Source organism: Sporosarcina sp. FSL K6-5500 (assembly GCF_038005665.1).
Taxonomy (GTDB): domain Bacteria; phylum Bacillota; class Bacilli; order Bacillales_A; family Planococcaceae; genus Sporosarcina; species Sporosarcina psychrophila.
Genome location: NZ_JBBOTP010000001.1, coordinates 3584737 through 3610845, shown reverse-complemented (window position 1 = coordinate 3610845; position 26109 = coordinate 3584737). Strand labels below are relative to the sequence as shown.

Annotated in this window: 25 protein-coding genes; 3 read left to right on the top strand and 22 right to left on the bottom strand. The window is 41.0% G+C overall.

From position 1 onward, the window contains the following. Window positions 1-4: 4 nt before the first annotated feature. The 18 genes from ybeY to hemW all read right to left on the bottom strand — a co-directional run bounded on the left by ybeY (window position 5) and on the right by hemW (window position 18318). Window positions 5-475: an rRNA maturation RNase YbeY gene (ybeY, locus tag MKX62_RS17285; protein ID WP_067208386.1), complete on the bottom strand. Its 471-nt coding sequence runs from the start codon at window positions 473-475 to the stop codon at window positions 5-7. A gap of 22 nt (window positions 476-497) precedes the next feature. Continuing rightward, window positions 498-2624, bottom strand: a complete 2127-nt coding sequence (locus tag MKX62_RS17280) for an HD family phosphohydrolase (protein WP_187047509.1) — start codon at window positions 2622-2624, stop codon at window positions 498-500. Between the two features lie 73 nt (window positions 2625-2697). Beyond that, complete coding sequence (locus tag MKX62_RS17275) at window positions 2698-3642, bottom strand: PhoH family protein (RefSeq protein ID WP_370569999.1); 945 nt, start codon at window positions 3640-3642, stop codon at window positions 2698-2700. Between the two features lie 4 nt (window positions 3643-3646). Next, window positions 3647-4744, bottom strand: coding sequence for a sporulation protein YqfD (locus MKX62_RS17270; RefSeq protein WP_340741948.1), 1098 nt, complete (start codon window positions 4742-4744; stop codon window positions 3647-3649). After that, window positions 4737-4994: a hypothetical protein gene (locus tag MKX62_RS17265; RefSeq protein ID WP_067208378.1), complete on the bottom strand. Its 258-nt coding sequence runs from the start codon at window positions 4992-4994 to the stop codon at window positions 4737-4739. Before MKX62_RS17265 ends, MKX62_RS17270 begins: the two co-directional genes overlap by 8 nt. 50 nt (window positions 4995-5044) lie before the next feature. After that, window positions 5045-5545 (bottom strand): hypothetical protein, encoded by a 501-nt coding sequence (locus MKX62_RS17260; RefSeq protein WP_340741947.1) that lies wholly within the window; start codon window positions 5543-5545, stop codon window positions 5045-5047. 37 nt (window positions 5546-5582) lie between these two features. Further along, on the bottom strand, window positions 5583-6563 hold the full coding sequence (gene floA, locus MKX62_RS17255) for a flotillin-like protein FloA (protein WP_156476156.1): 981 nt from the start codon (window positions 6561-6563) through the stop codon (window positions 5583-5585). 32 nt (window positions 6564-6595) lie between these two features. Beyond that, entirely contained in the window at window positions 6596-7930 is a 1335-nt protein-coding gene (locus MKX62_RS17250) for an NfeD family protein (RefSeq protein WP_067208371.1), read from the bottom strand. A gap of 187 nt (window positions 7931-8117) precedes the next feature. Continuing rightward, complete coding sequence (rpsU, locus tag MKX62_RS17245) at window positions 8118-8291, bottom strand: 30S ribosomal protein S21 (RefSeq protein ID WP_067208368.1); 174 nt, start codon at window positions 8289-8291, stop codon at window positions 8118-8120. A gap of 105 nt (window positions 8292-8396) precedes the next feature. Beyond that, window positions 8397-9068, bottom strand: coding sequence for a deoxyribose-phosphate aldolase (gene deoC / locus MKX62_RS17240; RefSeq protein WP_187047506.1), 672 nt, complete (start codon window positions 9066-9068; stop codon window positions 8397-8399). 115 nt (window positions 9069-9183) lie between these two features. Then, a complete protein-coding gene (gene mtaB, locus MKX62_RS17235) occupies window positions 9184-10524 on the bottom strand; it encodes a tRNA (N(6)-L-threonylcarbamoyladenosine(37)-C(2))-methylthiotransferase MtaB (RefSeq protein ID WP_187047505.1) in 1341 nt (446 codons plus the stop codon). A gap of 15 nt (window positions 10525-10539) precedes the next feature. Beyond that, entirely contained in the window at window positions 10540-11280 is a 741-nt protein-coding gene (locus tag MKX62_RS17230; protein WP_340741946.1) for a 16S rRNA (uracil(1498)-N(3))-methyltransferase, read from the bottom strand. 4 nt (window positions 11281-11284) lie between these two features. Further along, on the bottom strand, window positions 11285-12229 hold the full coding sequence (gene prmA, locus MKX62_RS17225; RefSeq protein ID WP_340741945.1) for a 50S ribosomal protein L11 methyltransferase: 945 nt from the start codon (window positions 12227-12229) through the stop codon (window positions 11285-11287). A 15-nt stretch (window positions 12230-12244) separates the two neighbouring features. Further along, a complete protein-coding gene (gene dnaJ, locus MKX62_RS17220) occupies window positions 12245-13372 on the bottom strand; it encodes a molecular chaperone DnaJ (RefSeq protein ID WP_067208352.1) in 1128 nt (375 codons plus the stop codon). Between the two features lie 232 nt (window positions 13373-13604). Continuing rightward, a complete protein-coding gene (dnaK, locus tag MKX62_RS17215; protein ID WP_067208349.1) occupies window positions 13605-15431 on the bottom strand; it encodes a molecular chaperone DnaK in 1827 nt (608 codons plus the stop codon). A gap of 33 nt (window positions 15432-15464) precedes the next feature. Then, complete coding sequence (gene grpE, locus MKX62_RS17210; RefSeq protein WP_067208347.1) at window positions 15465-16040, bottom strand: nucleotide exchange factor GrpE; 576 nt, start codon at window positions 16038-16040, stop codon at window positions 15465-15467. Further along, window positions 16040-17089, bottom strand: coding sequence for a heat-inducible transcriptional repressor HrcA (gene hrcA, locus MKX62_RS17205; RefSeq protein WP_067208344.1), 1050 nt, complete (start codon window positions 17087-17089; stop codon window positions 16040-16042). The genes grpE and hrcA overlap by 1 nt, the downstream gene beginning before the upstream one ends. Before the next feature lie 95 nt (window positions 17090-17184). Beyond that, window positions 17185-18318 carry a radical SAM family heme chaperone HemW gene (hemW, locus tag MKX62_RS17200; RefSeq protein ID WP_067208341.1) on the bottom strand — a complete coding sequence of 378 codons (1134 nt, stop codon included), beginning with the start codon at window positions 18316-18318 and terminating at the stop codon, window positions 17185-17187. A 328-nt stretch (window positions 18319-18646) separates the two neighbouring features. Between hemW and norA the strand changes: the two genes are divergently transcribed. Next, window positions 18647-19810, top strand: a complete 1164-nt coding sequence (gene norA, locus MKX62_RS17195; RefSeq protein WP_187047502.1) for a multidrug efflux MFS transporter NorA — start codon at window positions 18647-18649, stop codon at window positions 19808-19810. 595 nt (window positions 19811-20405) lie between these two features. Here the strand turns inward: norA and MKX62_RS17190 are convergent. The 4 genes from MKX62_RS17190 to MKX62_RS17175 all read right to left on the bottom strand — a co-directional run bounded on the left by MKX62_RS17190 (window position 20406) and on the right by MKX62_RS17175 (window position 24396). Then, window positions 20406-20870 carry a GNAT family N-acetyltransferase gene (locus MKX62_RS17190; protein ID WP_187047501.1) on the bottom strand — a complete coding sequence of 155 codons (465 nt, stop codon included), beginning with the start codon at window positions 20868-20870 and terminating at the stop codon, window positions 20406-20408. Between the two features lie 1105 nt (window positions 20871-21975). Beyond that, the gene (locus tag MKX62_RS17185; protein WP_340741944.1) at window positions 21976-23748 is read right to left on the bottom strand and encodes a hypothetical protein; all 1773 of its coding nucleotides are present in this window, start codon (window positions 23746-23748) and stop codon (window positions 21976-21978) included. Between the two features lie 76 nt (window positions 23749-23824). Continuing rightward, the gene (locus tag MKX62_RS17180; protein WP_338652659.1) at window positions 23825-23992 is read right to left on the bottom strand and encodes a hypothetical protein; all 168 of its coding nucleotides are present in this window, start codon (window positions 23990-23992) and stop codon (window positions 23825-23827) included. 158 nt (window positions 23993-24150) lie between these two features. Next, a complete protein-coding gene (locus tag MKX62_RS17175) occupies window positions 24151-24396 on the bottom strand; it encodes a hypothetical protein (protein ID WP_340741943.1) in 246 nt (81 codons plus the stop codon). 595 nt (window positions 24397-24991) lie between these two features. Here MKX62_RS17175 and MKX62_RS17170 point away from each other — a divergent pair. Then, a complete protein-coding gene (locus MKX62_RS17170; protein WP_082786542.1) occupies window positions 24992-25135 on the top strand; it encodes a YjcZ family sporulation protein in 144 nt (47 codons plus the stop codon). 503 nt (window positions 25136-25638) lie between these two features. Beyond that, window positions 25639-26094 (top strand): tyrosine-type recombinase/integrase, encoded by a 456-nt coding sequence (locus MKX62_RS17165; protein WP_340742596.1) that lies wholly within the window; start codon window positions 25639-25641, stop codon window positions 26092-26094. Window positions 26095-26109 lie beyond the last annotated feature (15 nt).

Here is a 26109-nt window from a genome sequence, read left to right as displayed (position 1 = left end):
TCAATCACCTCTCGAGTCCGAATGATGCGAGGATCTCCTTTTGCCTGCCGAACATCTCAGCTTCCTCTTCTTCAGTTAAATGATCATAGCCGAGAAGGTGAAGGAAGCCGTGAAGCGCAAGAAATCCAATTTCACGATTAAAATCATGTCCGTATTCCCCTGCTTGCCGCTCAGCTGTTTCTACTGAAATAAGTATATCACCTAAAGCGGTTGGCATGCCTTCTTCAGGAATAATAGCTACTTCACCTTCCGTTAATTCTTCGAGCGCAAATGAAATGACATCCGTCGGTACATTTTTACCGCGATAAGTTGCATTCACTTCCTGAATATCTGCATCTGTCATGAATGTTACCGAAACCTCTAATTCGCCTGCTAGTTCCTCTTCTTTAGCGGTATGGTTTAACAGCTTTCGGATTAAATCCTCGATTTTGTCATCGACTCTAGCTGTTTCATCCTCAAAATGTATTTCCAACATCTACTACTAGCTCCCTTCGTACTCACTTCGGATATTCAATCCGGTTATGGAAAATTCCATTTAACGTTTCACACATAACTCTTTCCGCTTTCTTCAATTCTTTCATAGAAAGATCGCATTCATCGAATTGTCCATCGTTCATTTTATCATTAATGATAGATCGTACGAGAGCTGCAATTTTTTCTGAAGTCGGTTCTTTCATTGATCGTACAGCGGCCTCAACACTATCTGCTATTGAGATAATTGCAATTTCTTTTGTTTGAGGTTTGGGTCCCGCATAACGGAAATCCTCTTCTTTTACATCTTCCCCAGATTCCTTAGCTTTAAAGTAAAAATACTTCAATGTACTTGTTCCGTGATGCTGACGAGCGATATCAATGATTTCTACTGGCATTTTATGCTTTTCCAGAAGTCTCGCACCGTCTTCTCCGTGGGCAATAATGATGTCCCTACTTTTTTCTGGTGGCAATGAATCATGTGGATTTTGACCAGCATGCTGATTCTCGATGAAGTAACCCGGTCTCAGCGTCTTTCCAATATCATGATAATAACTTCCCACTCTGGCAAGAAGTCCATTCGCACCAATCGATTCACATGCTGCGTCGGCTAAATTTGCGACCATAACGCTATGATGATAAGTGCCTGGCGTTTCGGTTAGTACTTTTTTCAGTAGCGGGTGATTCGGGTTCGATAGTTCGATAAGTCGCATATCCGATAATAGTCGAAAGGCAGATTCAAAAAATGGCATAAGCCCAATTGTAAGAGCTCCTGACAATATACCCGAAACAATTGCCGCTATCATATAATACACTAATTCCGTCAAATCGTAAGATGACTGTGTCATTAAGAGGTAAAATCCAATGAACATCATATTTGAAACAGAAACCCCTAAGCTTGTTCGTAAAATATTCGAACGTCTGCCGTTGTCACCGAGTAAATACAAACTGACAATACCTCCGAAAAGTATGTACAATGCGACTTCCATCTGAATGATTGCCGCGTAACCTTCTTGAAGAAGAATTCCTGCTGTTGCTGCTGTGATAATTGTCGTCATTAGTGCAAGTCGCTCGTTCGTCAGAAGCTTAATAAGCATTGGAGCGAGTGCTGTCGGAAACAAGAATGCTAATAGGACATCAAAGTCTTTTTCAATAAGGGAAATGAGTTTCATTATGATGACGAGCAGGAAAAAAACAACTAATACAATGAGCAATGCCTTTTTCTTTACAACCCTATTTTCACTCCAGGATAGGAAATGCATATAAATAATCGCACCGACAAACAGGACAAATAAAATGAGACCTGCCAGCGGTTTCATGGACGACTGATTTGACAATACGCCCGCAAGCTCTAATTGCCTGTATATTTCTTTGTCAATGACCTGCCCTTCACGGACAATCACTTGTCCTTGCAAGATACGGGTAGGTTCAACGCTTTCCCGCGCCTGCTCAACCCTAGCCTTTGTCATTTCCTCATGAATCGATTCCGTCTCTACTACCAGAGAGCGGCTAAGCGTTATTAGAGTCTGTAAGATTGAAGATGAAACTGAATCTGTGAGCCTAATTTTCCGATCTACCTCATAGCGGACTGTCGACAGATCCGCAGTTCGTACCGGCTTCGATAATTCCTCACCTAGTACACCTACTAATACGCTTTGCGCGTTCAGTAAAGCATCTGTACTCTGGGATAAAAGATTAACTATGGCGTCATCACTAAGTCGCAGACTAGGTTCTTCCTTTTCCAAACTGGAAAGTTTAGTGCGCATTTCTGCTACTAATTCTTTAGAGGGCTTAGTAGCTATCTCCGATGTAGTTTGATCAGGCTCATCTTGGTTTTTTACTTCGATTAGAAAATCGAATAAAGACGTAGCGATTGCTTGTCTATTTTTTACAACATCTTCTGAAAATACATAGGAAGGTCCTACTTCATTAGCGGCACGTTCTCTGTCCTGTTCGGTTTTTACTGCGTCCTCAACCGTTTTTAAGGAACGGATAGTATCTGGTGCAATTTGAAAAGCTTTCAATTCATACGTTTCTTTTTTCACACTGCCATACATGAATGAAAAGAGGAGTACAGTGGATAGGCCGATTAAAAATAAGGATAAATAATTGAATTTAAGTGATTTAAATAACTTTCTAATTGGTTGGAACATTGGAATCTCTCCCCCTGCTTCTCTATAGATATAATCAGAGTAGCGATGATTCTAAAGAAAAAGCAGTCACTTTCTATGACTGCTCCTGTTCGTATGCTTCAATTATTTTCGCAACAAGTGGGTGACGAACAACATCACCTTGCTCTAAGTACTGAAAGTGAATATCTCCAACTTTTTTAAGGATTGATTCTGCAACGATTAAACCGGATTCAGTGTTTCTTGGTAAATCAATTTGTGTTTTGTCGCCGTTGATAACCATTTTCGACCCAAAACCGAGACGTGTTAAAAACATTTTCATTTGTGCTTTTGTCGTATTCTGTGCTTCGTCCAGAATAATGAATGCATCATCGAGTGTCCGTCCCCTCATATAAGCGAGCGGCGCAATTTCGATTACCCCTCGTTCCATAAGTCGATCCGTTTGTTCCGCTCCCAGAACATCGTGTAGCGCGTCGTACAGCGGACGAAGGTATGGGTCAACTTTCTCTTTTAAGTCACCTGGAAGGAAGCCTAGACTCTCTCCTGCTTCAACAGCGGGACGGGTTAAGACAATTCGCTTCGCAGAGCCCGTTTTCATAGCTAAAACAGCTAGTACGACCGCTAAGTACGTTTTCCCCGTCCCAGCCGGCCCGATACAGAATACAAGATCTCTCGATCGAATTGCGCTGACATATTCACGCTGACCGATTGTCTTCGCACGAATCGCTTTACCTTTCATATTCCTTGAAATTTCTTCATCGTACAACTCTGCAAAGTATTCAATTGTGCCACTTTTCACCATCTCGAGCGCAGTCGAGACATCTCGTTGATTGATATTAATGCCTTTACGTATTACTTTCAACAACTGTTCCAAAAGCTCTTTAGCCGAATTCCTACTATCTTCAGCACCACTGATTGATATCGTGTCGCCTCTAGTTAATACTGAAACATTTAACTGCTCTTCAATCAGTTTCATATTCTGATCAGAAATTCCGAGAAGCATTACTGTTTCATTCGGGTCTTCAACATGTAGTTGAATCATTTGCTCATCCAATAGGCTCAGTCTCCTTGGGAATCAGTCTTTTTTCAGCAATATTGTCATTGATAAGAAACAATATAGTCCCTCTAACTTTATCATTATCGAATGTCACGTGTAAAACTTTTTCATCTTTAATAATTGCTTTCGAAAAAGATTCCGACATTAATTTGTTTTTTAATAAGGGAATTATAACTGTTTCTTCCATTCCCTCAATCAATTCAAAGTGCCCTGCGGTTTCCTCCATATATCTTTCTGTTTCGATGAAAGACCCTAGAGACCATCCTTCTTTACCTTGCTGCTTCCATGGGAGGTTAAAAGAATAGTTCACAATTTCCTCACCCTGTAACTGGAATTTAATTTTTTTCGGAAGAGTAAAGGTGTATTCAACCCAATAATCCGCATACACGGCACCATCCGCTCCAACAACTGTCGTTTTATCACCTTGTTCCAATATACCTGTGGCTAGCACGTCCCCTTTCTTTACAGTCTGATGAACATGGCCGACCCTTTCCCCTTTTTCTAACGCAAAACGCGTTATAACGCCTCCTGTACGCGCTACAAGGTGTGACGGTGATTCGTTCTCTTCAATAATGTTAGTTGTGGGTGGTGATAACATCGGTATAATTGTCAGAGACGTTCCAACTCGTCTAAATCTAACCCACGATAAAGCAGGATCATCAAGCATGAGCTCTCGTCGAATTTCACCTTCATCAGGAATTAAAGCTAAGGGTCTTAACAAAACGATAGAGCTTTTTTCAAGTTTCTGCTCAATTCTGTCCACTACTTCCGGCATATCCGATTCAACATCTACTGTCCAAAGGAAAAATGAGGCAACAAAAGGAATGAGACATGCGATTAGGAAACGGCTAGATGTGAAAAGTCCAATTGAGCCTGATTCAAGATTCGCAATTGAAATGGCTACTTTTAATCGATAATGCCTTCTGTTACGCCGGATAGCACGAAGTCCGCTACGATCTGTTTGAAAATATGCCACCCCATCGACAACTGATAGCGATGTAATTTTTGTTCCAATTGTGACAAGTTTAGTGAGGAATCTGGAAAGGTTACCGTCGCCTGATATTTTGATAGCATACCTTTTACGCATTGCGCTCCGCTTCCTTGTCTGCACCTGTAGTCACATTCATTGTGGTAATTGAAGTGAATGTGAAAACAGCAACTTCTTCTGATAAAGTTTCAACTGTTAAATCAGTGCCTATCGCCTCAATCCTGTATTCACCACTGCTAATGATCGCGAAATCGGGGCCAAGTTTCAACAAAGAATAAGGGCCATTAATTCGTAATGAAGCGAAATCTTCAATTGTAACTGATGAACCGGTCTGAAATAGTCTTTTCAAAATATAAAACCCCCTATCCACATCGTATGATTCGGATAGAGGGTCAATGCTTATCTTTTTGATTTCGGTGGGCCATAAATTTCAGAGAACACAATGCCTTTCAGCAAGTCCCCTTGACTTTTCGGCATTAAATCGTGCGATTGTATAGCAGACACAGTTGGACGTTGACCACCATGTGCAGACAATCTTCCACTATGTCGATTCACGGATGAATCTGGGCGTTCGATGTGACGATTCGCTGATGAATTAGTACGTTCTTTTCTGTCAGCAGTTGGTCTTGCAGGTGGTACTACTACAGGAGCTGAAGGAACCGTTACTGTTGCCTGTTGCTGCTGTTTTGGCAGCTGGCGGATAGGTGGTTCCGCATCTGCTCCTGCCATTTCTCTCTGCAATTCACGGTACATCTCTTTTAATTTAGTTGTAGGACCCTCTGGAGCGTTCCCCGTTGCCGTGGACGGCTTAGGCTTTGGCCCCTCAGCTGGATCTTTTTTCTTGCCCCTAAAAAAAGATCCGACAATTGCCAAAATGATAAAAATGATTAGCTGTTCCATTCGTGCATCCCCTTTCCAGGAAATGGCTCCTCAAGTATTAGTTCTTCTTAATTTCTGTAGATTCCTTATCTCCGCCAAAGTTACTGATGGAGTCACGCATTCCTGTATCTGCCTGGATATTTTTATAATTCACATAATCCATGACACCAATATTGCCCTTACGTAGCGCTTCTGCCATAGCAAGCGGAACTTCCGCTTCAGCACTGACAACTTTCGCACGCATTTCTTCAACTTTCGCTTTCATTTCCTGTTCGTTTGCAACTGCCATTGCACGGCGTTCTTCTGCTTTTGCCTGTGCAATGTTTTTATCAGCCATTGCTTGTTCAGTTTGAAGTTCTGCACCGATGTTTTTACCAATATCAACGTCTGCGATATCAATCGATAGAATTTCGAATGCAGTACCTGAGTCAAGACCTTTTGCTAGAACAGTTTGAGAAATCATATCAGGATTTTCCAATACTTTTGCATGGTCGATAGATGAACCGATTGTCGAGATAATACCCTCACCAACACGGGCAACGATTGTTTCTTCACCTGCACCACCGACAAGACGGTCGATGTTTGCACGTACTGTAATACGCGCTTTTGCTTTTACTTCAATCCCGTTCATTGCCACACCGGCGATGAATGGTGTTTCAATAACTTTCGGGTTAACGGACATTTGAACCGCTTCTAGAACGTCACGTCCTGCAAGATCGATTGCAGCAGCACGTTCAAATGTAAGTTCGATGTTCGCACGGTGTGCAGCGATCAGAGCATTGACAACACGGTCAACGTTCCCTCCCGCAAGATAATGACTTTCAAGCTGATTAATTGAAACATCGAGTCCAGCTTTATGTGCTTTAATAAGCGGATTAACAATTCGACTCGGAATAACCCGGCGAAGACGCATACCGATCAATGTGAATATACTTACTCTAACGCCTGCTGCCATTGCTGAAATCCACAGCGCCACAGGAACGAGTGTGAAAAATGCTGACAATACGATGATTGCTACAACTGCTATTACAACGACCATTACTAAACTTCCTGAACCTAAGAGTCCTGCCATTATTTAATTTCCCCCTTTTCTACTGATTCCCTGACTACAATCCGGGAACCTTCAACCTTTACAATGATAACATGTATTCCTTTAGCGATGTAGCTTCCTTCAGAAACAACATCGATTCGTTCTCCATCTAACTCAATTGCACCAGATGGTCTAAGTGCAGTCGATGTTTTTGCAATGCGTCCAAGCAATTCAACCCTGTTCACATTCGAAACATAACCACTTTCCGTATCAGTTGTATCCATTAGCACAACCTTGTTGAGCAAGTGCAGTTTTTTACCGAAAAATTTCATAATAATCACCATCCCTATAACAGCGATAGCAACCGCGATAAGGACAGAAATCGCCATATACATCGGATTGCCGCCCGCCATAATGATACTACCTATAATTGCGAGCGTTCCAATGACACCTGCTATACCATGGGGCAAGAAGAATTCCGCTACGATGAGAACGACCCCTATTAGAAACAGGATAATCGTTTCATAACCCGCAAGCCCGGCAACAAGATGTCCGTAAAAGAATAGAGCTAATGAACTAGCAGCCATCGTTCCGGCTACACCAAATCCTGGCGAGTACATTTCCAACACAAATCCAAGTCCCGCAATTGATAAAAGAATCGGTACAACGACCGGATGGGTGATGAAACGAGCAATACTTTCCGTAAATGTTTCATTTGTTGAAATGATTTCTGCATTTTCAAGCCCTGTTACTTTTAGCAATTCATTGAAAGATCCAACTGTTCCTTGACTGTAACCGACTTCTTTTGCTTCATCCGCTTTAAGCGTTAACAGTTTCCCAACTCCAGCCCGATATGCGGGTAAGTCAATATCAGGTTCTGCCATTGCTTCTGCATATTTCGGTTCTCGGTCTTTCTTCGACTCAGCAGCCGTTTTCATTTCAGCGACCCATAAACTATGAGCCTTAGCATCCGCCGCATTTCCCTCCGAATCAATTACTTGTGATGCGCCCATTGTGGCTGTAGGTGACATATAGATTTCATCGGCATAAAGCGCTATGAATGCACCAGCAGAGATTGCTTTATTATTAATGTAAGCGATTACCCGCAAATCACTTTCATTTATCAGCCTGGCAATTTGGTCGGCCGCATCAGTAAATCCACCCGGTGTATTAATCTCCAAGATGATCGCCTCTGCTCCCGCCGCCTCCGCTTCTGTAAATGACCGCTGTAAAAATGCGTACAATCCTTTCTCAACTACGTTCTCAACTGGCACTTTATAGACTTTCGAAGCTGCAGCTCCCGTTTCTAAGAGTGGGAATGCTAACACAGATACGAATAAAATGAACAGGAGAACCCTTCCTATCATTTTATGCATAGTATTTTTCACCTCTCTCTATAGATTCTATTATATCTCTATATACGTTCCAAATGCTCAGAAGTTTCACTTTCCCTTAATTTTTTTGTTTTATCTCATATACAAATAAACCGGAAAACCCATAAAGGATTTTCCGGTTTACCAAATTTTAATTTCAAAACAAGGTCGAACTCATCACCACAGGAAATCAGAATTTACGTTTCCTTGCAGCTTCAGATTTCTTTTTACGTTTTTCACTCGGCTTATCATAAAACTCACGCTTTCTTACCTCTTGTATTGTTCCACTTTTGGATACAGTACGTTTGAAGCGGCGAAGAGCATCTTCAAGCGATTCGTTTTTACGAACAACAGTTTTCGACATATCTCTTGTCCCTCCCTCCAAACACACTTCTAGAACATGACCAAGTGCCATGTACTCATAAATTATACCGCGGATTTAACTATAGGTCAATATAAAACTTTTAAATTAATAATCAGATTGTGATTCAAGACCCTGCATAATCTGAACGCCTGAACTGGCACCAATTCTTGTAGCTCCTGCGTCAATCATTTTCTTCATATCCTCTAAATTCCGGACACCACCTGAAGCTTTAACACCCATTTCAGGTCCAACAACAGCTCTCATTAACTTCACATCATCTTCAGTCGCACCGCCTGTTGAAAAGCCTGTCGATGTTTTCACGAAATCAGCACCCGCAAGGACAGAAAGTTCACATGCTTTCCTTTTTTCCTTATCCGTTAAAAGGGACGTTTCAATGATGACTTTAACAATTGCTTTTCCTTTTGCAGCAGTAACTACCGCTTCGATTTCTTTTTTCACAGTTTCATCATCACCGCCACGAAGTGCGCCAATATTGATAACCATATCAATTTCATTAGCACCGTTTGTAATTGCGTCCCTAGTTTCAAACGCTTTTACTTCGGAAGTTGAAGCTCCTAGAGGGAAACCAATAACTGTACACACTTTAACAGGTGATCCTTCTAGCGCAGCAGCTGCTGTTTTCACCCATGTAGGGTTTACACAAACTGATGCAAACGTGTATTTTCGAGCTTCTTCACATAATGTTACGATTTCATTGTTCTTTGCGTCAGCTTTCAATAATGTATGATCAATGTAAGTTGCAAAATTTGTATTCAAATGAATACCTCCTCGAGTTGTCCGTACTTCTCACATCATATCAAGAACAATTCATTTCTGCACGAAAAAAGCTGTTTCTACTCAAAATAAAGTAGGAACAGCTTTTATGGAAACCTTAAACAAGTTGTATTTCTTCCTCTATAATGCGGACAAACTGCCCTTCGTTATATGGATAACCTGCTTGTGCAATTTTCACACGAACAATTTTCCCTACCATTGATTCATCGGCAGCGAAAACAACTTTCAAATAGTTATCTGAATAGCCTTCATACAGACCACTTTCCGGTTCAAGTTTATACTTCTCTTCTGGGATGACTTCAAGTACTTCATCTTCAAAAGTAGATGCATATTGTTTCGCTAGCTGATCATTCAATTCAATTAAACGGTGAACACGCTCGTTTTTCACTTCTTCCGGAACCTGATCTTCCATTCTAGCGGCAGGAGTACCAGTTCGTTTTGAATAAGGAAAAACGTGAAGTTCGGAAAATCTGTGATCACGAATAAAATTGTACGTTTCCATGAACTCTTCTTCTGTCTCACCTGGGAAACCGACGATGACGTCCGAAGTGATTGCTAGGTGCGGCAACGCTTCACGAAGTCTGTCTAGACGTTCTGCGAAAAACGCCATTGTATATTTCCGGCGCATACGCTTAAGCACCGTGTCTGAACCGGACTGAATCGGAATGTGCAGGTGGCGGACGATAGTTGTTGAATCTCGAAGAACATCAATTACTTCATCCGTCAGCTGACTCGCTTCAATCGAACTAATGCGAAGGCGTTTCAGTCCTTTGACTTGTGTTTCAAGGTCCCGAAGAAGACGAGCAAGATTGTAATCTTTCAAATCTTCACCGTAACCGCCCGTATGTATACCGGTTAATACAATTTCAAGGTAACCCGCATCAACAAGCTGTTGCGCTTGTCGAATGACTTCTTGTGGATCACGTGAACGCATTAGTCCACGCGCCCAAGGAATGATACAGAACGTACAGAAGTTATTGCACCCTTCTTGGATTTTGAGCGATGCACGTGTACGATCCGAAAATGTAGGTACGTCGAGTTCTTCATAAATCCTGTTTTTCATGATGTTGCGGACTGCATTGATTGGCTGACGCTCCGTACGGAATTCATCAATGAGTCCGAGGAGCTTTGTCCGATCTTGTGTTCCAACAACGATATCTACTCCCGGAATCGCCATAATTTCCGCAGGAGACGTTTGTGCATAACAACCTGTTACGCAAATTACAGCGTCCGGATTTTTCCGAACAGCACGACGGATGACTTGCCGGCTTTTTTTATCACCGGTATTCGTCACTGTACATGTATTAATGACATAAACATCAGAATTTTTTTCGAAATCCCCGCGGACATAACCGGCTTCTTTAAAAAGTTGCCAGATTGCCTCGGTTTCGTAATGATTCACTTTGCAGCCCAACGTATGGAATGCGACCGAAGACACAACTGCTCACCACTTTCATTCAAATTCGTATGACATTGCGGACAATAAATACAATGGAGCCGTTTCCGTCCGCAGTATTCGCGGACCTAACGCTATCGGTAAAAAACCTGCCGAACGTAGTGTTTCGGCTTCTGTCCTAGACAATCCGCCTTCAGGACCAAATACAGCAAGTACTGTTTGACCAGGTAATACACTTTTTAAACGGTCCGAAATTTTATGTGGATCCCCACTTTTCGCGTCTTCTTCATCAGCAACTAGAAGGACATCAAAGTTCTCTGATTCAGCGATTAACTGCTTAACAGAAAATGGATTTCGCACTTCCGGGATAACTGTGCGATGACATTGCTCAGCAGCTTCTTTGGCAATTTTGCGAAGCCGTTCAACTTTTTTGTCACCTTTTTTGTCATCCCATTTTACAATAGATCTCTCGGCTTGAAACGGAAAAATCCCTGCCATGCCGAGTTCCGTTCCTTTTTGAACGATTAAATCGAGTTTGTCACCTTTCGGGAGACCACAAGCTACCGTTACTTTAACAGGCATTTCGTTTGACTGAAGAGGTTCTCCTTTGCTACGGATTACGATGCCATCAGGTAAAAGCTCTGTAATTTGGGAGACGAAGGCTTCGCCATTAGTAACAGCGATGACGTCATCATCAACGGTCATTCGCATAACACGCGCGATATGTTTAGCGTCATCACCAGTAATTATTGCATTTCCATCTTCATCAAAAGGAGATTGCAGAAAATAGCGTTGCAAATCGTTACACGCTCCTTTTTTGAGCGATGATAGCAACCCAGTCTTCCATAAGTACAGATTCGACAATCTCAAATCCTTTGCTGATTAGGTCGTCTTTTACTAGATCACGTTTTTGTCCAATGATTCCCGAAACAATAAACAAGCCATTTTCCGGTAAAATTGAATACGCATCTTGCGAAAAGGAAATGATAACTTCTGCAAGGATATTCGCGATGATGATTTCAGCCGGCTCTTTTACAGAATCCAGAAGATTGCCGTGCTTCACTTCCACTGTTTCTTCAACATGATTCAGCTCAATGTTTTCTTTTGCAGCTACAACTGCAACCTGGTCCAAATCAAGTGCGTGGACACGTGAAGCACCTAGAAGTACTGCCCCGATAGATAACACGCCTGAACCTGTTCCCACGTCAACAACTGTGTCTCCCGGCTTGACGTATTTCTCAAGCGCTTGTAAACACATTACCGTTGTAGGATGTGTGCCCGTTCCAAACGCCATGCCAGGATCAAGTTCAATAATCAATTCATCTGATTCAACAGGTTCATATTCTTCCCATGTCGGTACAATTGTAAAGCGTCCAGAAATTTTGACAGGATGATAGTATTTTTTCCAGGCAGTTGCCCAATCTTCTTCATCGACTTCATTTGTCTGAATGGCATTTTCCCCTGCGTCTATTCCGAATTCCGATAAACCTTTGATAGATTGGTCGATATCTTTCACCGTTTCAATAAGAAAAGTAGTGACTGGTAAATAGGCTTTTAAGATAACGCCATCTACTGGGAAATCGTTCTTGTCGAGTGCCCATATTTCACCGAACCGGTCTTCGTGGATTCGACTTGGATCTGCTGAATCTTCGATAACGACTCCACTTGCACCTGCTTCGTGTAAAATATTCGCTACTGCTTCAGTTGCTTCATGCGTCGTATGAATAGAAATTTCCGACCACTTCAAATGAATTCATCCCTTTCAGTCGCCTTTAATTGAACGTTTGATTTTATCGAACAGTGAACTTGAATACTCGTCAAGCGAATCGCCGCTAATTGCCGCAAATTCACGCATCAGTTCTTTCTGTTTTTCTGTCATCTTTTTAGGCGTCAACACTTTCACAACAACATGCTGATCTCCAATACCACGGCCATGAACGTTTTTAACACCTTTACCTTTTAGGCGGAATCGTGTTCCTGTTTGTGTGCCTGCTGGGATTTTCAAATTCACATTACCTTGTACAGTTGGCACTTCAATCTCATCACCGAGTGAAGCTTGCGGGAAGGAAAGGTTGAGTTCCAAATAGATGTCGTCGTCTTCACGGATAAATTTCTCATGAGCCCTGACGCGGAATACGATATATAAGTCGCCCGCAGGTCCACCTTTATGACCAGGTTCTCCTTGTCCAGATACCCGAAGCTGTTGTCCATCATCGACCCCCTCAGGAATCGTTACTTTAATTTTCTTCCTTTTCGTCACTTTACCTGCTCCGTGACAAGTCGAACATTTTTCAGGAATTATTTTCCCAGTTCCTTGACAATGCTGACACGCTCGACGATTAACCATTTGGCCAAGTGGCGTGTTTTGCGTAACGCTGATTTGACCCGAGCCGCCACAATGTGTACACGTCTTAGGTTTAGTCCCTTTTTTAGCGCCTGACCCATCACAAGTATCACAGTCTTCTTCTTTCGGTATTTCAACTTCCGTTTCCTTACCGAAAACAGCTTCCATGAAATCAATGTTCATCGAATACTGTAGATCGTCGCCTTTTCTAGGTGCATTTGGATCACGTCGTCGTGTATTTCCACCGAAAAACGAACTGAATATATCATCGAAGCCGAATCCATCAGCTCCGCTGCCTCCGCCACCAAAACCACCAAATCCTTGATTCGGATCCGTATGTCCGAATTGGTCGTAATTCGCTTTTTTCGAATCGTCGCTCAGCACTTCATATGCTTCGGTCACTTCTTTAAACTTATCAACTGCATCATCTGCTTTGTTCAAGTCTGGATGATATTTTTTTGAAAGCGAACGATATGCTTTCCTAATCTCATCTTTTGATGCCGATTTTGTTATACCAAGCACGTCATAATAATCTCTTTTACTCATTACTTCACTCTCCCGAAATACTTTGAATATCATCTATTGTATCATTAAAAACTGAAAAGCGTAAGCACCTGTTCAGCCTAAAAAAGCGCTAGAAGGCTTGAATTTAAAGGCATTCTTTGCCATTAAAGACTACACTGAAGCTAGGTACTGAAGTATAGAACGCACAATAAAAATCGGAAAAGCCAAAGCCGGAATATCGGACTTTGACTTTTCCGTCAACGATCATTCTTATTTACTTTTTCTCGTCGATTACATCTTCAAAATCTGCGTCGACTATATCGTCGTCTTTAGGTTCGCCTGCGTTTTCAGCGCCTTCAGCAGATTCAGCTGCAGCTTGTTCATACAACTTCATAGTCATCTGTTGGACAATTTCATCCAATTTTTCTTTTTTAGTACGAATTTCGTCAAAGTCAGCAGCTTCGAGCGCAGTTTTCAACTCTTCTTTTGCTTCTTCGACACTTTTCACTTCTTCTTCTGAAACTTTTCCTTCAAGATCTTTCAATGTCTTTTCAGCCATGAATACAAGTTGGTCCGCTTCATTTTTCAAGTCCGCTTCTTCTTTACGCTTTTGGTCCGCTTCAGCATTTGCTTCAGCATCTTTCACCATACGTTCGATTTCTTCGTCAGTTAGACCTGAGCTTGCTTGAATTGTAATATTATGTTCTTTTTGTGTTCCAAGATCTTTCGCTTTAACAGTAACAATACCGTTTTTATCAATATCGAATGTTACTTCGATTTGTGGAACGCCACGTGGTGCTGGCGGAATGTCCGTCAATTGGAAACGACCAAGCGTTTTGTTGTCCGCGGACATTGGACGCTCCCCTTGCAATACGTGAATATCAACCGCTGGCTGGCTATCAGCCGCTGTTGAGAATACTTGTGATTTGCTAGTCGGGATTGTCGTATTACGTTCGATTAGTTTAGTGAACACGTTACCCATTGTTTCAATACCAAGTGATAGAGGTGTTACGTCTAGAAGTACAACGTCTGTAACGTCTCCGCTTAAGATTGATCCTTGAACAGCTGCACCAAGTGCAACTACTTCATCCGGGTTAACACCTTTATATGGCTCTTTACCCGTTTCTTTCTTGATTGCTTCTTGAACTGAAGGAATACGAGTCGATCCACCAACAAGAATTACTTTGTCAATCTCAGATGCAGTAAGACCAGCATCTTTCATGGCCTGACGAGTTGGTACCATTGAACGTTCAACAAGGTGAGCAGTCAATTCATCGAATTTCGCACGTGAAAGTGAAACTTCAAGGTGAAGTGGACCTGCATCTCCTGCTGTAATGAAAGGCAATGAGATTTGTGAAGTTGTTACGCCTGAAAGGTCTTTTTTCGCTTTTTCAGCAGCATCTTTCAAACGTTGCATCGCCATTTTATCTTTCGATAAGTCAACGCCATTGTCTTTTTTGAATTCTTGAACAAGGAAGTCGATGATAACATCGTCAAAATCGTCTCCGCCAAGCTTGTTATCGCCCGCCGTCGATTTAACTTGGAATACACCGTCGCCAAGTTCTAGGATTGATACGTCGAACGTACCGCCACCAAGGTCATAAACAAGAATAGTTTCGTCTTCGTCCGTTTTATCAAGGCCGTATGCCAGTGCAGCTGCTGTTGGCTCGTTGATGATACGTTCTACTTCAAGGCCTGCAATTCTACCAGCATCTTGTGTTGCTTGGCGCTGTGCATCGCTGAAGTAAGCAGGGACTGTAATAACTGCTTTCGTTACTTTTTCTCCGAGATACTCTTCTGCATAGCCCTTCAAATACTGAAGAATCATTGCTGAAACTTCTTGAGGTGTATATTCAGTGTCTTCTGCTTTCACTTTGAAATCTGTTCCCATATGTCGTTTTACAGACATGATTGTGTTTGGGTTTGTGATTGATTGACGTTTTGCTACTTCTCCGACTTGACGTTCGCCGTTTTTGAAAGCAACGACTGATGGAGTTGTACGGTTACCTTCCGGATTTGGAATAACTTTAGGCTCTCCGCCTTCATAAATTGCTACTACTGAGTTTGTTGTCCCTAAGTCAATACCGATAATTTTGCTCATAATCAAATTCCTCCTATATATATGCTACATTTTTTATTCGTTTACTTTAACCATTGCTGGTCTTAATACACGATCTTTCAACATATAACCAGCTTGCATTTGTTCAAGTACGATGCCTGCTGGTTTGTCTTCATCTGAACCCGTCATAATTGCTTGATGGAAATTCGGATCAAACTCCTGATCCAGCGCTTGGATTTCAACAAGACCTTCATCTTCAAGGGCTTGAAGGAATGTACGATAAATCATATCTAATCCCGTCATCATCGTTTGAGCCTCTTCAGTTGTCGCTTCCACAGTAAGTGCCCGTGCAAAGTTATCAAGAACTGGTATTAGATTCGTCACGACGTTCTGTGCACGATACTTCTGTAGCGCTTCTTTATCAAGCGTAGCCCGTCTCTTGAAGTTTTCATAATCTGCTAGAAGTCGAAGTCGTTTATTCTCTTCTTCTTGTAGCTTTTCAGTAAGTTCTTGCACAATAGTCTCTTCCCCGTTTTCAACGATTTCAATCTCCTCAGTATCTTCACCTGATTCGATGATGTCGTCTGTATTATCGGGCGTTTCCATTACTACTTCTTCGTTCTCTTTAAATTCGTCGTTTACATTTGTCATTAGTCGTTCCTCCCTGCTGTTCCGCCGATTGTCAGTCTCGCCAATTCTCTGGACAAATCACTGCTCATTAAATCAAGCATCGTGATAACTCTTGCATAATCCATCCGTTTAGGTCCGATGATAGCGATGGAACCCGTCATATTGTCGCCGGCCGAATATGTCGCTGTAATCACACTACAATCTTCCATCGCATTGTGATTATTTTCAGAACCGATGCGGACATGAATTCCTGTCATACCTTCCTGAAAAAACGTCATTGCTGGTGCGCCCTTGTCCATTAATTCAAAAAATGTTTTCATCTTGTGAATATCATTGAATTCGGGTTGCTTCATCATATTCATTTTGCCGCCAAAAAACAGCCGTTCTTCCGGTTCGATTGAAATCGCCCGTTGGAATGAAGCGAACAAGTCGCCTGCATGGTGGATATGACGTTCCAGCACCATTTGCGTCTCCTGAGCAAGTATCTTCTGAATATGGACAAGCGGAGTACCAATGAGCCGCTCGTTCAGAATGTTTACCATTTTCTCAATATCTGACGCGGTGAAGCCTTCCGGTACATTGAAGAGTCTATTCTCAACACGTCCATTGTCCGTGACAATAATAGCGACAGCTGTCTTCTCATCTAGTGGAACGATTGAAAAACGCTTCACTGCATGTAGCGATGTATCGGGGCCGAGGAGAATCGACGTGTAATTCGTCAAATCAGACAAAATTGTCGCTGACTTTCGTATTAACTCTTCAGTCTCCACAATTTTTTCCCGAAAAACCGAACGCAGGTGAATACTGTCTTCCGTGTTCAACTTTTCTTTTGTTAATAGATTATCTACATAAAACCTGTACCCTTTTTCAGATGGTATTCTGCCGGATGAAGTGTGGGTCTTTTCAAGATAACCCATTTCTTCTAGGTCAGCCATTTCGTTCCGTATTGTCGCAGGACTAAATGGTGCTTCCGGCTTTTTGGATAGCTGCCTCGATCCGACAGGTTGTGCGGATTCGATGAAATCGTCAACCGTCAGTTGCAATATAAGCAATTGTCTGTTCGTCAACATAGTCATCACTCCTGTTAGCACTCTATAACTGCGAGTGCTAATACTACTGATAATTTAACAAATGCAGATCGAAGTGTCAACGAATTGACTCTGGATTATTTAAGAAATTGCTGAAATACATCGTTTCCTCTATAAACACCACGGTGCGTTAACTTAACCGCATCATCCAATCGCTCGACAAGTCCATCTTTAATAAGCGAGTGTAACGTTTCCCCGTAAACCTCTTCAAGTGACCGTCCGAACTTCTCTTGGAATAAAGAGATGGATACACCATTTGATTTGCGTAGGCCAAGAAACATTTCCTCCTCCATTGCTTCGATTGCAGTAACTACATGTGTCTGTTGGACGGGTCGTTCGCCCAATGCTGTTTTCTCCATATATTTCGCAATTGGTCCGATATTGGAATATCGGGTGCCATCTACATAACCATGTGCGCCTGCACCAACACCAGCGTACGTAGCATTTTCCCAATAGATGAGATTATGGATTGATTCGTGACCTGGAATTGCAAAATTACTAATTTCGTAACGTTTGCGTCCTTTACGCTCCATCTGTTCGATTAACATCGTGAACATTTCCGTTTCCATGTCTTCGCCTGGGAGTGGCAATTTGCCTTTATTCATCAAATTATAAAAGACTGTTTTTGGCTCGACAATCAACGAGTACCCTGAATAATGGGGTAGATCAAGGGCAAGTGCTTTATCAAGAGTATCCTGCCATTGCGCGATTGTTTGCCCCGGCAACCCGTAAATTAGGTCGATACTTATATTATCAAATCCGGCTTTTCTCGCTTCTCCTACAACACGTGCAGCGTCGTCTGGACCGTGCGTCCTACCGATTTTTGTCAATAAGTCTGCGTCGAATGACTGAACACCGATGCTCAATCGATCCACGCCGCCATTTTTCAGGACAATCAATTTGCCGAATGTTAGCTCGTCCGGATTTGCTTCCGTCGAAAACTCTTTCAATGAACTGACATCTACATATTCATGGATTATTTCAAGCAACCGTTCAAGCTGTTTTTCAGACAGCGAAGTTGGTGTGCCGCCTCCTAAGAATACCGTTTCCACTTCTTTGAATGAAATACCTTCCTGCCGCATGATCGCCAGTTCCTGACCCATTGATTCGATATATTCATCGACAGGCTGATTTTTGAAAAACACTTTATTAAAATCACAGTAATGACAAATTTGGTGGCAAAACGGAATGTGGATATACATACCCCTCATACCGTCACTTCCTTCCTTTAGTTAACGCCTTGATCAGGGCTTATGACCCCGAATTCCTACGCCTTAGAGTCTATACATGGAAAAGAAGAGGGCTCGTCGCCCCCTTCTTCATTTATTAATCCTCGTCCATCTCCAAGATAGCAATAAATACTTCTTGCTAATTGGATGTACTAACTTGTATCATACAGCATTATGATGTGTCACACAAAGCTTAAATCCCGTACACGACTACCCATCACTTCAACATATATAGATACCAATTGTAATCGTTATAAAATCAATCGAAAGAAGTGGTTTATAGCAACTTAAATGTAGAGGAGTTTTGTTTATGAAAAATCAAAAAGTCACATTAGCTATCTTATTACTGAATTTATTTATTGCCTTTCTTGGTATCGGGCTCGTTATTCCCGTTCTTCCTACGATCATGAATGAGTTAAACATTAACGGGACGGTCGTTGGCTACATGATGGCGGCATTTGCGATTACACAACTTATCGTCTCACCGTTTGCCGGGCGATGGGCTGACAAATACGGTCGCAAAATTATGATCGTGCTTGGCCTGTTTGTATTTGGTTTCTCGGAGTTTTTATTCGGGTTTGGTAAATCCGTTGAGGTACTATTTATCTCGCGCATGCTCGGCGGGGTCAGTGCGGCATTCATTATGCCTGCTGTAACAGCCTTTATCGCAGATATTACAACGAACGCCACAAGACCAAAGGCAATTGGCTATATGTCCGCCGCTATTAGCACTGGCTTTATTATCGGACCCGGGATTGGTGGTTTTTTAGCTGAAATTGGTACACGTGTACCATTCTATTCAGCCGGTGTACTCGGAGCGGTTGCTGCGATTCTTTCACTTATTCTATTAACAGAACCAGAACGCGTGACTGAAGATGCGCCTATCCCAGGACAAAAAACAGGATTTCGTCGGCTCTTCATCCCAATGTACGCTATTGCTTTCATTTTAATTTTCGTTTTGTCGTTTGGCCTTGCAGCGTTTGAATCATTTTTCAGCTTATTCGTCGACCATAAATTCGGCTTCACGCCAAAAGATATCGCCATCGTCATCACGGGTAGCGGAATTGTCGGTGCTCTTGCGCAACTATTGCTTTTCGATCGTTTATCAAAAAGCATTGGCGAAATTAATCTTATTCGCTACAGCTTAGCTGTATCAGCGATTCTTGTCCTATTGATGACCTTCGTAAGCTCGTACTTCACAATATTACTGACAACATTCTTCCTGTTTGTTGGTTTCGATTTAATACGCCCAGCCATTACATCCTATTTATCTAAAATTGCGGGCAATGAACAAGGCTTTATTGGCGGTATGAACTCAACCTTCACCAGTATTGGCAATATTTTTGGCCCGATCATCGGTGGTGTGTTATTTGACATCGACTTAAACTACCCATACTATTTTGCCGCAATCGTATTAGCAATCGGTACGATTATTGCACTGTTTTGGAAGAAGCCGAAGCATATAACGTTATAAATTGCATGAAGTGTATTTCTTTAGTAAAAAAACAAACGCAAAAGGTGACCGTTCCGTATGGAATGGTCACCTTTTGCTTGGAAATTCTTGTTCGCATCAGGATTTTCTTTATTTCATTTTTTAATCTCTACTACGTTTACCAGCCAAAGTTACAACGTTTGCGACGAGATTCTTTACAGTGACATTTCAACCTATCGTCGCGGTCACGATTACGGTCACAATGATGTTTATTATCACGATCAGACCTTACTTCACGACATTCACAAATCAACTCTACCCGCCGATTTCGATTTCGATTTTGATTTTCAAAACACATTTTCTATCCCCCCTTTGTTATTCTTTAAAGCTGGCCAGCCTTCTACGTATTATATGGACGAGTACGCGTAATGATTGGACGAACCATCCGGTGCAAACGAATTTTTTTATTTCCAACTCTTGTTTATTTCGTTAGAGAAAAGTGAACTATGTGAATACCACTAAGAAGGTGACTGTGTCTTGACTCATAAAAAAGAGACCCATCCACTATTGAATCTGTGGATGGATCTCTTTTTCTTTGAATGACTATGGAGGTCACTTTATACGCTATATAACAACTTTAAATTAACTTTTCCATCGTTATATTTGTAATTTCGTAGCCCAACTTTTCGTATAATCCTCGCGCAGTTTTGTTATGACCAAAAACATGAAGTCCAATCTTTTTCATTCCTAAATCCTTTGCAATACATTCAAGTTCTCGCATTGCTTCCTTACCGTATCCCAATCCTTGATATTGCTCAAAAATATTGAAATCATAAATAAAACCTTCATCCTTATTTGTAGGTGATTTTTGTGCGATCCATATCATTCCAACAATCTGTTCGGCGTTAAAGATAGAGAATAAGTAATTAAATTCGGATTCCTCATCTTTTGGCAATAGATCATCAAATGACTGCTTAGATAAATCAATCGCCTCATCTTCCTTCCAATTTCCAGAAGCGACCTTGTCTTTTGCATAGTCATCAATTGCACTACTAATATACTGCTGAAATTCCTGTTGATTCATTGATTTTAAAATAACCACTTGTTTTCCTCCCACTCCGGCGACCTATAGTTAAATATAATGATTATGGGGTACACATATCGCCATCTTTACTTTCATTATACAATTTTTATTAGTACAGATACATCGCAACATTCTTTAAAAATGAGCAAATTAACATCTACTTAATTAAGTTGATGGCTTTCGCATCATATATAGTTAATTAACAGACTTTATCGTACTATGAAACTACTATCAAATAGGAGGAGTAGTCTATTTGGATAGTATACTTTCACTCATCACTTTATTATCGGTGTTTGCATTTTTTTACTTTTTCATACAAACTATTATTGCCATAGTAAAAAAGGACGAGGTGCTGCGCAAAAAGCAGTTGAATTTTTTAGGTATCGCATTTGTAGTAATGTTCGTAGTAGTCAACCTATCCGATACTCCGACTAAGCCCGCAGATATAGAAGAGAGAGAAAAAAACTACTGTAGTAAATTAATAGCGGCGGAATCAGCTAAATGGGATGTATGGAACTACAACTGCTCAATCTGCTTTTCAGTCATAAATCCTCCCCTAATTATCGTCTACGAATTACCAAGCTTGTACTTCTGTTGATTAGTCCCTATCAATTCAGCCCCTTCCTTACCAACCATCTGTTCTTTTGACTTACCTCTTGCCCTGGTACTCTTCTTGTCTAACTAGCATGCATAATCATCAGGAAGACCTTTTCAATCATCTCGTTTGATTAATTTCTACAGTCTTTTCCTCCTCAGTTGCAAGAATCTGTACTAAATTGCAGATTGGTATACATCATCTTTCAAAATCCCCCCTCATCCCAATTAACACTGAGTCACCTTTCTCTTTATGCGCCTTATTAGCATGTGGAGGATTCTCTGCCACCTCGGCCTTACTGCCACTGATTACAATTCCGATAGTTCCGTTGTATCAATATTCAGTACCCCTTGGGAACTAATCTGCAATTCTTTCATTCTCATAAAGGTCCCATTTATTACTCAATATCAAACCAGCTAGGTTTTGTATCTTTCAAGGATTTCCCTACCTCATTAATATCACTCAGCTTAGCGGACCACCTTTCCATTCAATAGCCTGTGTCAAATAAGGTATCCGCAATAAACACTCTTAGCAATTTGATGTGAGTCCTCTTTCTAGTAATCCAGCTAAACCATGAATACCTCGATGAGAAGTTTTAGGAGAAATCCGGATATAACCTCGAACTGCAGAAATATTAGCAGGTGTGTTATGTAAGTTGTTGAATTCACCAGTTGCAATTACACGATCATTGATTTCTTTGAATAAATCAGCATCACCATTAGATGCAAATGAGTATAAGAAACCAGTTGGCTCTGGATTATCTAAATTAACTCTATCGACAAAATCAACGAATGTTGGATAAAGTCCATTAGTTTCTGTTGCACTTGCATTCTTAATGTAGTTTTGGAACTGACCAAGATAAGCTGTTAATGCTAAACCATCATCAGACTTAGATGCATGATGCATTGCGATAGGATTGTTAAGTGTTGTGTTACTTAGCTTTCGACGGTACTCATGACCAAGCTGTTTGGCAACTGCGAAAGCAGTCCCACTTAATTGAGGTGCAGTAGCATATCGATCAGTTACAGTTTCGGTTCCAGATGCATGTGACAGCCATACTAATGCCATAGACACGTATGAATCGTAACCATTTGAGCCTAAGTAGCCTCTCATATGATCTTGAGAGTAATAAGTATTCCCATCGGTAGTACTTGAAGCGTTCAACTGAGAAACAGAAGATACACCAAGTTCAGTAAGACGAGCCTCAGATATTTGAGAAGAAATAAGAGCGAACGTTTGACTTACACCACCAACCCCAAGAGCAAGACCGATGATCGAGCTGAAAGTTGTTGGATTTCCGATTTTGTTAAGGTAGTCAGGGAATTGTTCGAAGTATTGATTTAATTGACCAGTACGTAATGGTGAGTTTGTAGAAATTCCACTTAACAGTTCAGATGTTTCAATAGTCTTGAGTTGTGACTTTGATTTTCCTAGTCCAACTGCTAAATAATAAGCCAATGAAGCAATGTGCGTGTAGATTGTGTTTAGTACACCAGTTGCTGCTTTGAAACCATCAGTTGTAGAAAGATCTGTAGCAATACCAATATCGAAGATTTGTAAGTCAGAAGAACCGTAGTTCTCTGCTAAACGAGCGATAGTTGTATGTGTAAAATCAAAGTCAGAAGTAGCTTGATTTTTCTCGGTAAATTTAGGGTTTTGAGCATAATAAATTGCGAGCTTTTGGAACATAATTTTTGCCCCTTCTTCTACATGAGTTCGGACTGTAGGGTCTAGGGATGATAGTAAAGTTAAATTAGCTAAGATGTTCGTATATCCCACTAAAATAAGACCAAATCCCGGATCTGTTTCAAATCCACCATCAATATAGCCAAGATCTTTTGAGTAGTTATCTAACGTCGGTTCAATAATACCATCTGAAACCGTCGGAGTTGAAAAGTACTTATTGCTTGTAGATACTCCATTGACTATTTCTTTCGAACCCGTAACACCGCTTGTGTTTTTAGTATAGCCAGTGATAGTAGGGGCTAGAGTAATGAAAGTATAAGACTTAGTCCCAACATGTGATCCTACACCAGAGACAGTTTCACCATTAATAATGGCTTCAATCTCTTGAAGGACCCCGGATTTTGTTCCCTTATCAGTAGTTTTTTCGTATAAAGCTGTTAGGAAAATTAATTGATGACCGATACGTTGTAGGGTCAAAGCAAAAAATCCAGTTTCGTTTAAACGTGATTTAAAAATACCAGCTTGTTCATGACGAGCCTGCAACGGTGAAAAGCCTTTTTCAAATTGTTCATCGAATACTTTACGTGACTCTGCAGCTGTTTCAAAATATGTCAAAATAAAATCTCTCCAATTCTATATATATTTTCAGAAGATAAAGTCCATTGCTTGTTTGTATTGAACTTAATTACTTTCAACGATGGCTCGTAGAACCAAAATCGCTTTCCTTTTGACGTTGTAGAAATTTCATTCGTGGATCGTGTAGAAATTCTTCTTCTAGGAATGTTCTGCCCATACACAACCGTTTTGACATTTCATTGATATCCCAAAACCTCGCGATTAGCCTCGTCCATTTTTCCATTCAAGTACTCTCTAATCAAATCCTAGTCAACTTCTACTCTGTCCTTCGCAATCGGCATGCAACCTTCATCTCCTTTTTACCCACAATACAGAATATACGTTCGTATTGCAAGTAAATAAAAAACACCTCGTGAGAGCTGCTTTTTTAGATAAATTTATTTAAACGATTCTAAAATTATTAACTTCATCTTTAGTGATTCCGTTTTCAGAGCACAGCTCATTTATTGCTCCTAATGCCCTAGACTTACTTGACTCGGCCTGATGTTGCGTAATCCAATTATCACTATCCAAGTTAAAAGCTGATTTCAATGATGGTGATATAATCCTATAAAGCATTAAAATCCCAACTTTTAATTGCGTGTCAAATGGAACAACTTCACCAGCAGGGCTAGTTTCCATCGTCATAGAACAATAAACCATGAGACCCTTCATTAGTAGTCATTGTTGTTCCTACACTATCTAACCTACTATTTATCCCCATCCAGTTTTAAACATAGCTTCATCCAAAAGATTTGTTCCTTCACTTTCATGACTAATATCTTTTCAATCAGCAGATTGGGCCAAGAATCTACTATCACTTACTACTAAGTTATAATTCCCTCGATTAATATCTCCCCATCAAAGACTCAATGACTCAAGTTCAGCTAGTGAGTTCAGAAGAGCTTGCCGCAATGAAGCTGATTATTGTCTGCGCTGTTTTCTTTTTGGAATGGATGGCATATGGATTCACTCTTCCGTTGGTACATGAATCTCGTTATCCTGCAGTGAGTGGCACTTATTTTGGTCCTACTATTTTTATTTCTTTCTGAGTTGAATCCCCAGCATTCTTAATATATTTGAATATACTATTTAAGAGCTGTAGGTACACATGCGCGCTCTCTCTCACACTCGCTCATCGTGCCTACAGCGAATAAAGAATATTTTTTTACTAAACAAATGAACCAGACAATCGATAATTACCGGCATAGAATGAATTAATTCGTTTTAGGAGGTGTACTTTATGGGTTATGCAGGTTACGGATACGGTTGCGGACCTGAAAATCGTTCAGGGTTCGGTTCAGGATTCGCCTTACTAATTGTTCTGTTTATTCTTTTGATTATTGTTGGCGCATGTTTCTTAAACAACGGAGGAGACGACTGTTGAGTTTTGAGCTGATTACCAAATTTCGTTTCCCTTCCCTGTAAGGAATTAGCAGTACCTTCCCTTTATAAGTCAACAGTCCAGGAGTTAATACCATTTGGTACGGGGTACTACTTTTCTATGGAAACAGCACCCACTACTAAAATCCAGTCATTTAGGATATAGTGGTGACATATAGTATTGGGTTACCCCCACTTTTTGCTCACTTTCTAAGTTACAGCTTAGAAAGTGAGTTTTTTATTTCACGACTTTTAAGTATTTCGGCCGTGGTTTTCTTGCTTTTGTACTTCATCAGTATCATTGTTCACGAGGATCTACTTACCATTGTCGTCCTCAGTCATCGTTTAAGTAGTGATGTCTTTCTCTTCAAGGAACTTCCTTCCATTATTCCTTTGCCGCCTTCTAAATAGCGTATATCACTCATGATGTCCATATTTTCAATCGCGAAGAAACTAATTTTCCAGTTGTGAAATCCCCAAAAAAATTCTGATAGAGGTACGCTAAGGATTGAACAGGCAATGATTAACAAAGAAGGTGTTTGGGTTTTAGATCCAACAAAGGCTGCTTCCTCAGAAAGAGAAATTCATATTGGTCAAACCTTAGTGTATATATTAAAAAAGCACCGCATTTGGCTTATAAAGAATAAGCTAAAATACGGTGCTCACTATACTGAATCAAATCATGTATGCGTGAAGGAATGTGGAAGCATCGTCACGCCGTCTGTTATTAAATATAATACACAAAAAATGCAAGAAAAACTTGGAATTGAATTCAACTTCCATTCGCTACCCCACATTCATGCCACGATGCTCATGGAGAACGGCGCAAAGGTGAAAGACATCCAAGCGCGTCTTGGTCACAGTAGGTCTGCTATCACGATTGATACCTACTCACACTTAACGCAGAAGATGCAAAATGCGTCAGTTGATATTTTCGAACAAGCCATGCGTGATATTGAATAACTTGCCATCCCGCTT

Excerpts from the sequence above, each read along its gene's own strand:
- hemW (WP_067208341.1), bottom strand. The coding sequence starts at position 18,318 with ATGAGGGGTATGTATATCCACATTCCGTTTTGCCACCAAATTTGTCAT.
- MKX62_RS17175 (WP_340741943.1), bottom strand. The coding sequence starts at position 24,396 with ATGACGATGGAAACTAGCCCTGCTGGTGAAGTTGTTCCATTTGACACG.
- dnaK (WP_067208349.1), bottom strand. The coding sequence starts at position 15,431 with ATGAGCAAAATTATCGGTATTGACTTAGGGACAACAAACTCAGTAGTA.
- norA (WP_187047502.1), top strand. The coding sequence starts at position 18,647 with ATGAAAAATCAAAAAGTCACATTAGCTATCTTATTACTGAATTTATTT.
- ybeY (WP_067208386.1), bottom strand. The coding sequence starts at position 475 with ATGTTGGAAATACATTTTGAGGATGAAACAGCTAGAGTCGATGACAAA.
- MKX62_RS17250 (WP_067208371.1), bottom strand. The coding sequence starts at position 7,930 with ATGCATAAAATGATAGGAAGGGTTCTCCTGTTCATTTTATTCGTATCT.
- MKX62_RS17270 (WP_340741948.1), bottom strand. The coding sequence starts at position 4,744 with ATGCGTAAAAGGTATGCTATCAAAATATCAGGCGACGGTAACCTTTCC.
- hrcA (WP_067208344.1), bottom strand. The coding sequence starts at position 17,089 with ATGTTGACGAACAGACAATTGCTTATATTGCAACTGACGGTTGACGAT.
- MKX62_RS17280 (WP_187047509.1), bottom strand. The coding sequence starts at position 2,624 with ATGTTCCAACCAATTAGAAAGTTATTTAAATCACTTAAATTCAATTAT.
- MKX62_RS17275 (WP_370569999.1), bottom strand. The coding sequence starts at position 3,642 with ATGATTCAACTACATGTTGAAGACCCGAATGAAACAGTAATGCTTCTC.
- floA (WP_156476156.1), bottom strand. The coding sequence starts at position 6,563 with ATGGTCGTTGTAATAGCAGTTGTAGCAATCATCGTATTGTCAGCATTT.
- grpE (WP_067208347.1), bottom strand. The coding sequence starts at position 16,040 with ATGACAAATGTAAACGACGAATTTAAAGAGAACGAAGAAGTAGTAATG.
- MKX62_RS17170 (WP_082786542.1), top strand. The coding sequence starts at position 24,992 with ATGGGTTATGCAGGTTACGGATACGGTTGCGGACCTGAAAATCGTTCA.
- dnaJ (WP_067208352.1), bottom strand. The coding sequence starts at position 13,372 with ATGAGTAAAAGAGATTATTATGACGTGCTTGGTATAACAAAATCGGCA.
- MKX62_RS17260 (WP_340741947.1), bottom strand. The coding sequence starts at position 5,545 with ATGGAACAGCTAATCATTTTTATCATTTTGGCAATTGTCGGATCTTTT.
- MKX62_RS17180 (WP_338652659.1), bottom strand. The coding sequence starts at position 23,992 with ATGGAAAAATGGACGAGGCTAATCGCGAGGTTTTGGGATATCAATGAA.
- rpsU (WP_067208368.1), bottom strand. The coding sequence starts at position 8,291 with ATGTCGAAAACTGTTGTTCGTAAAAACGAATCGCTTGAAGATGCTCTT.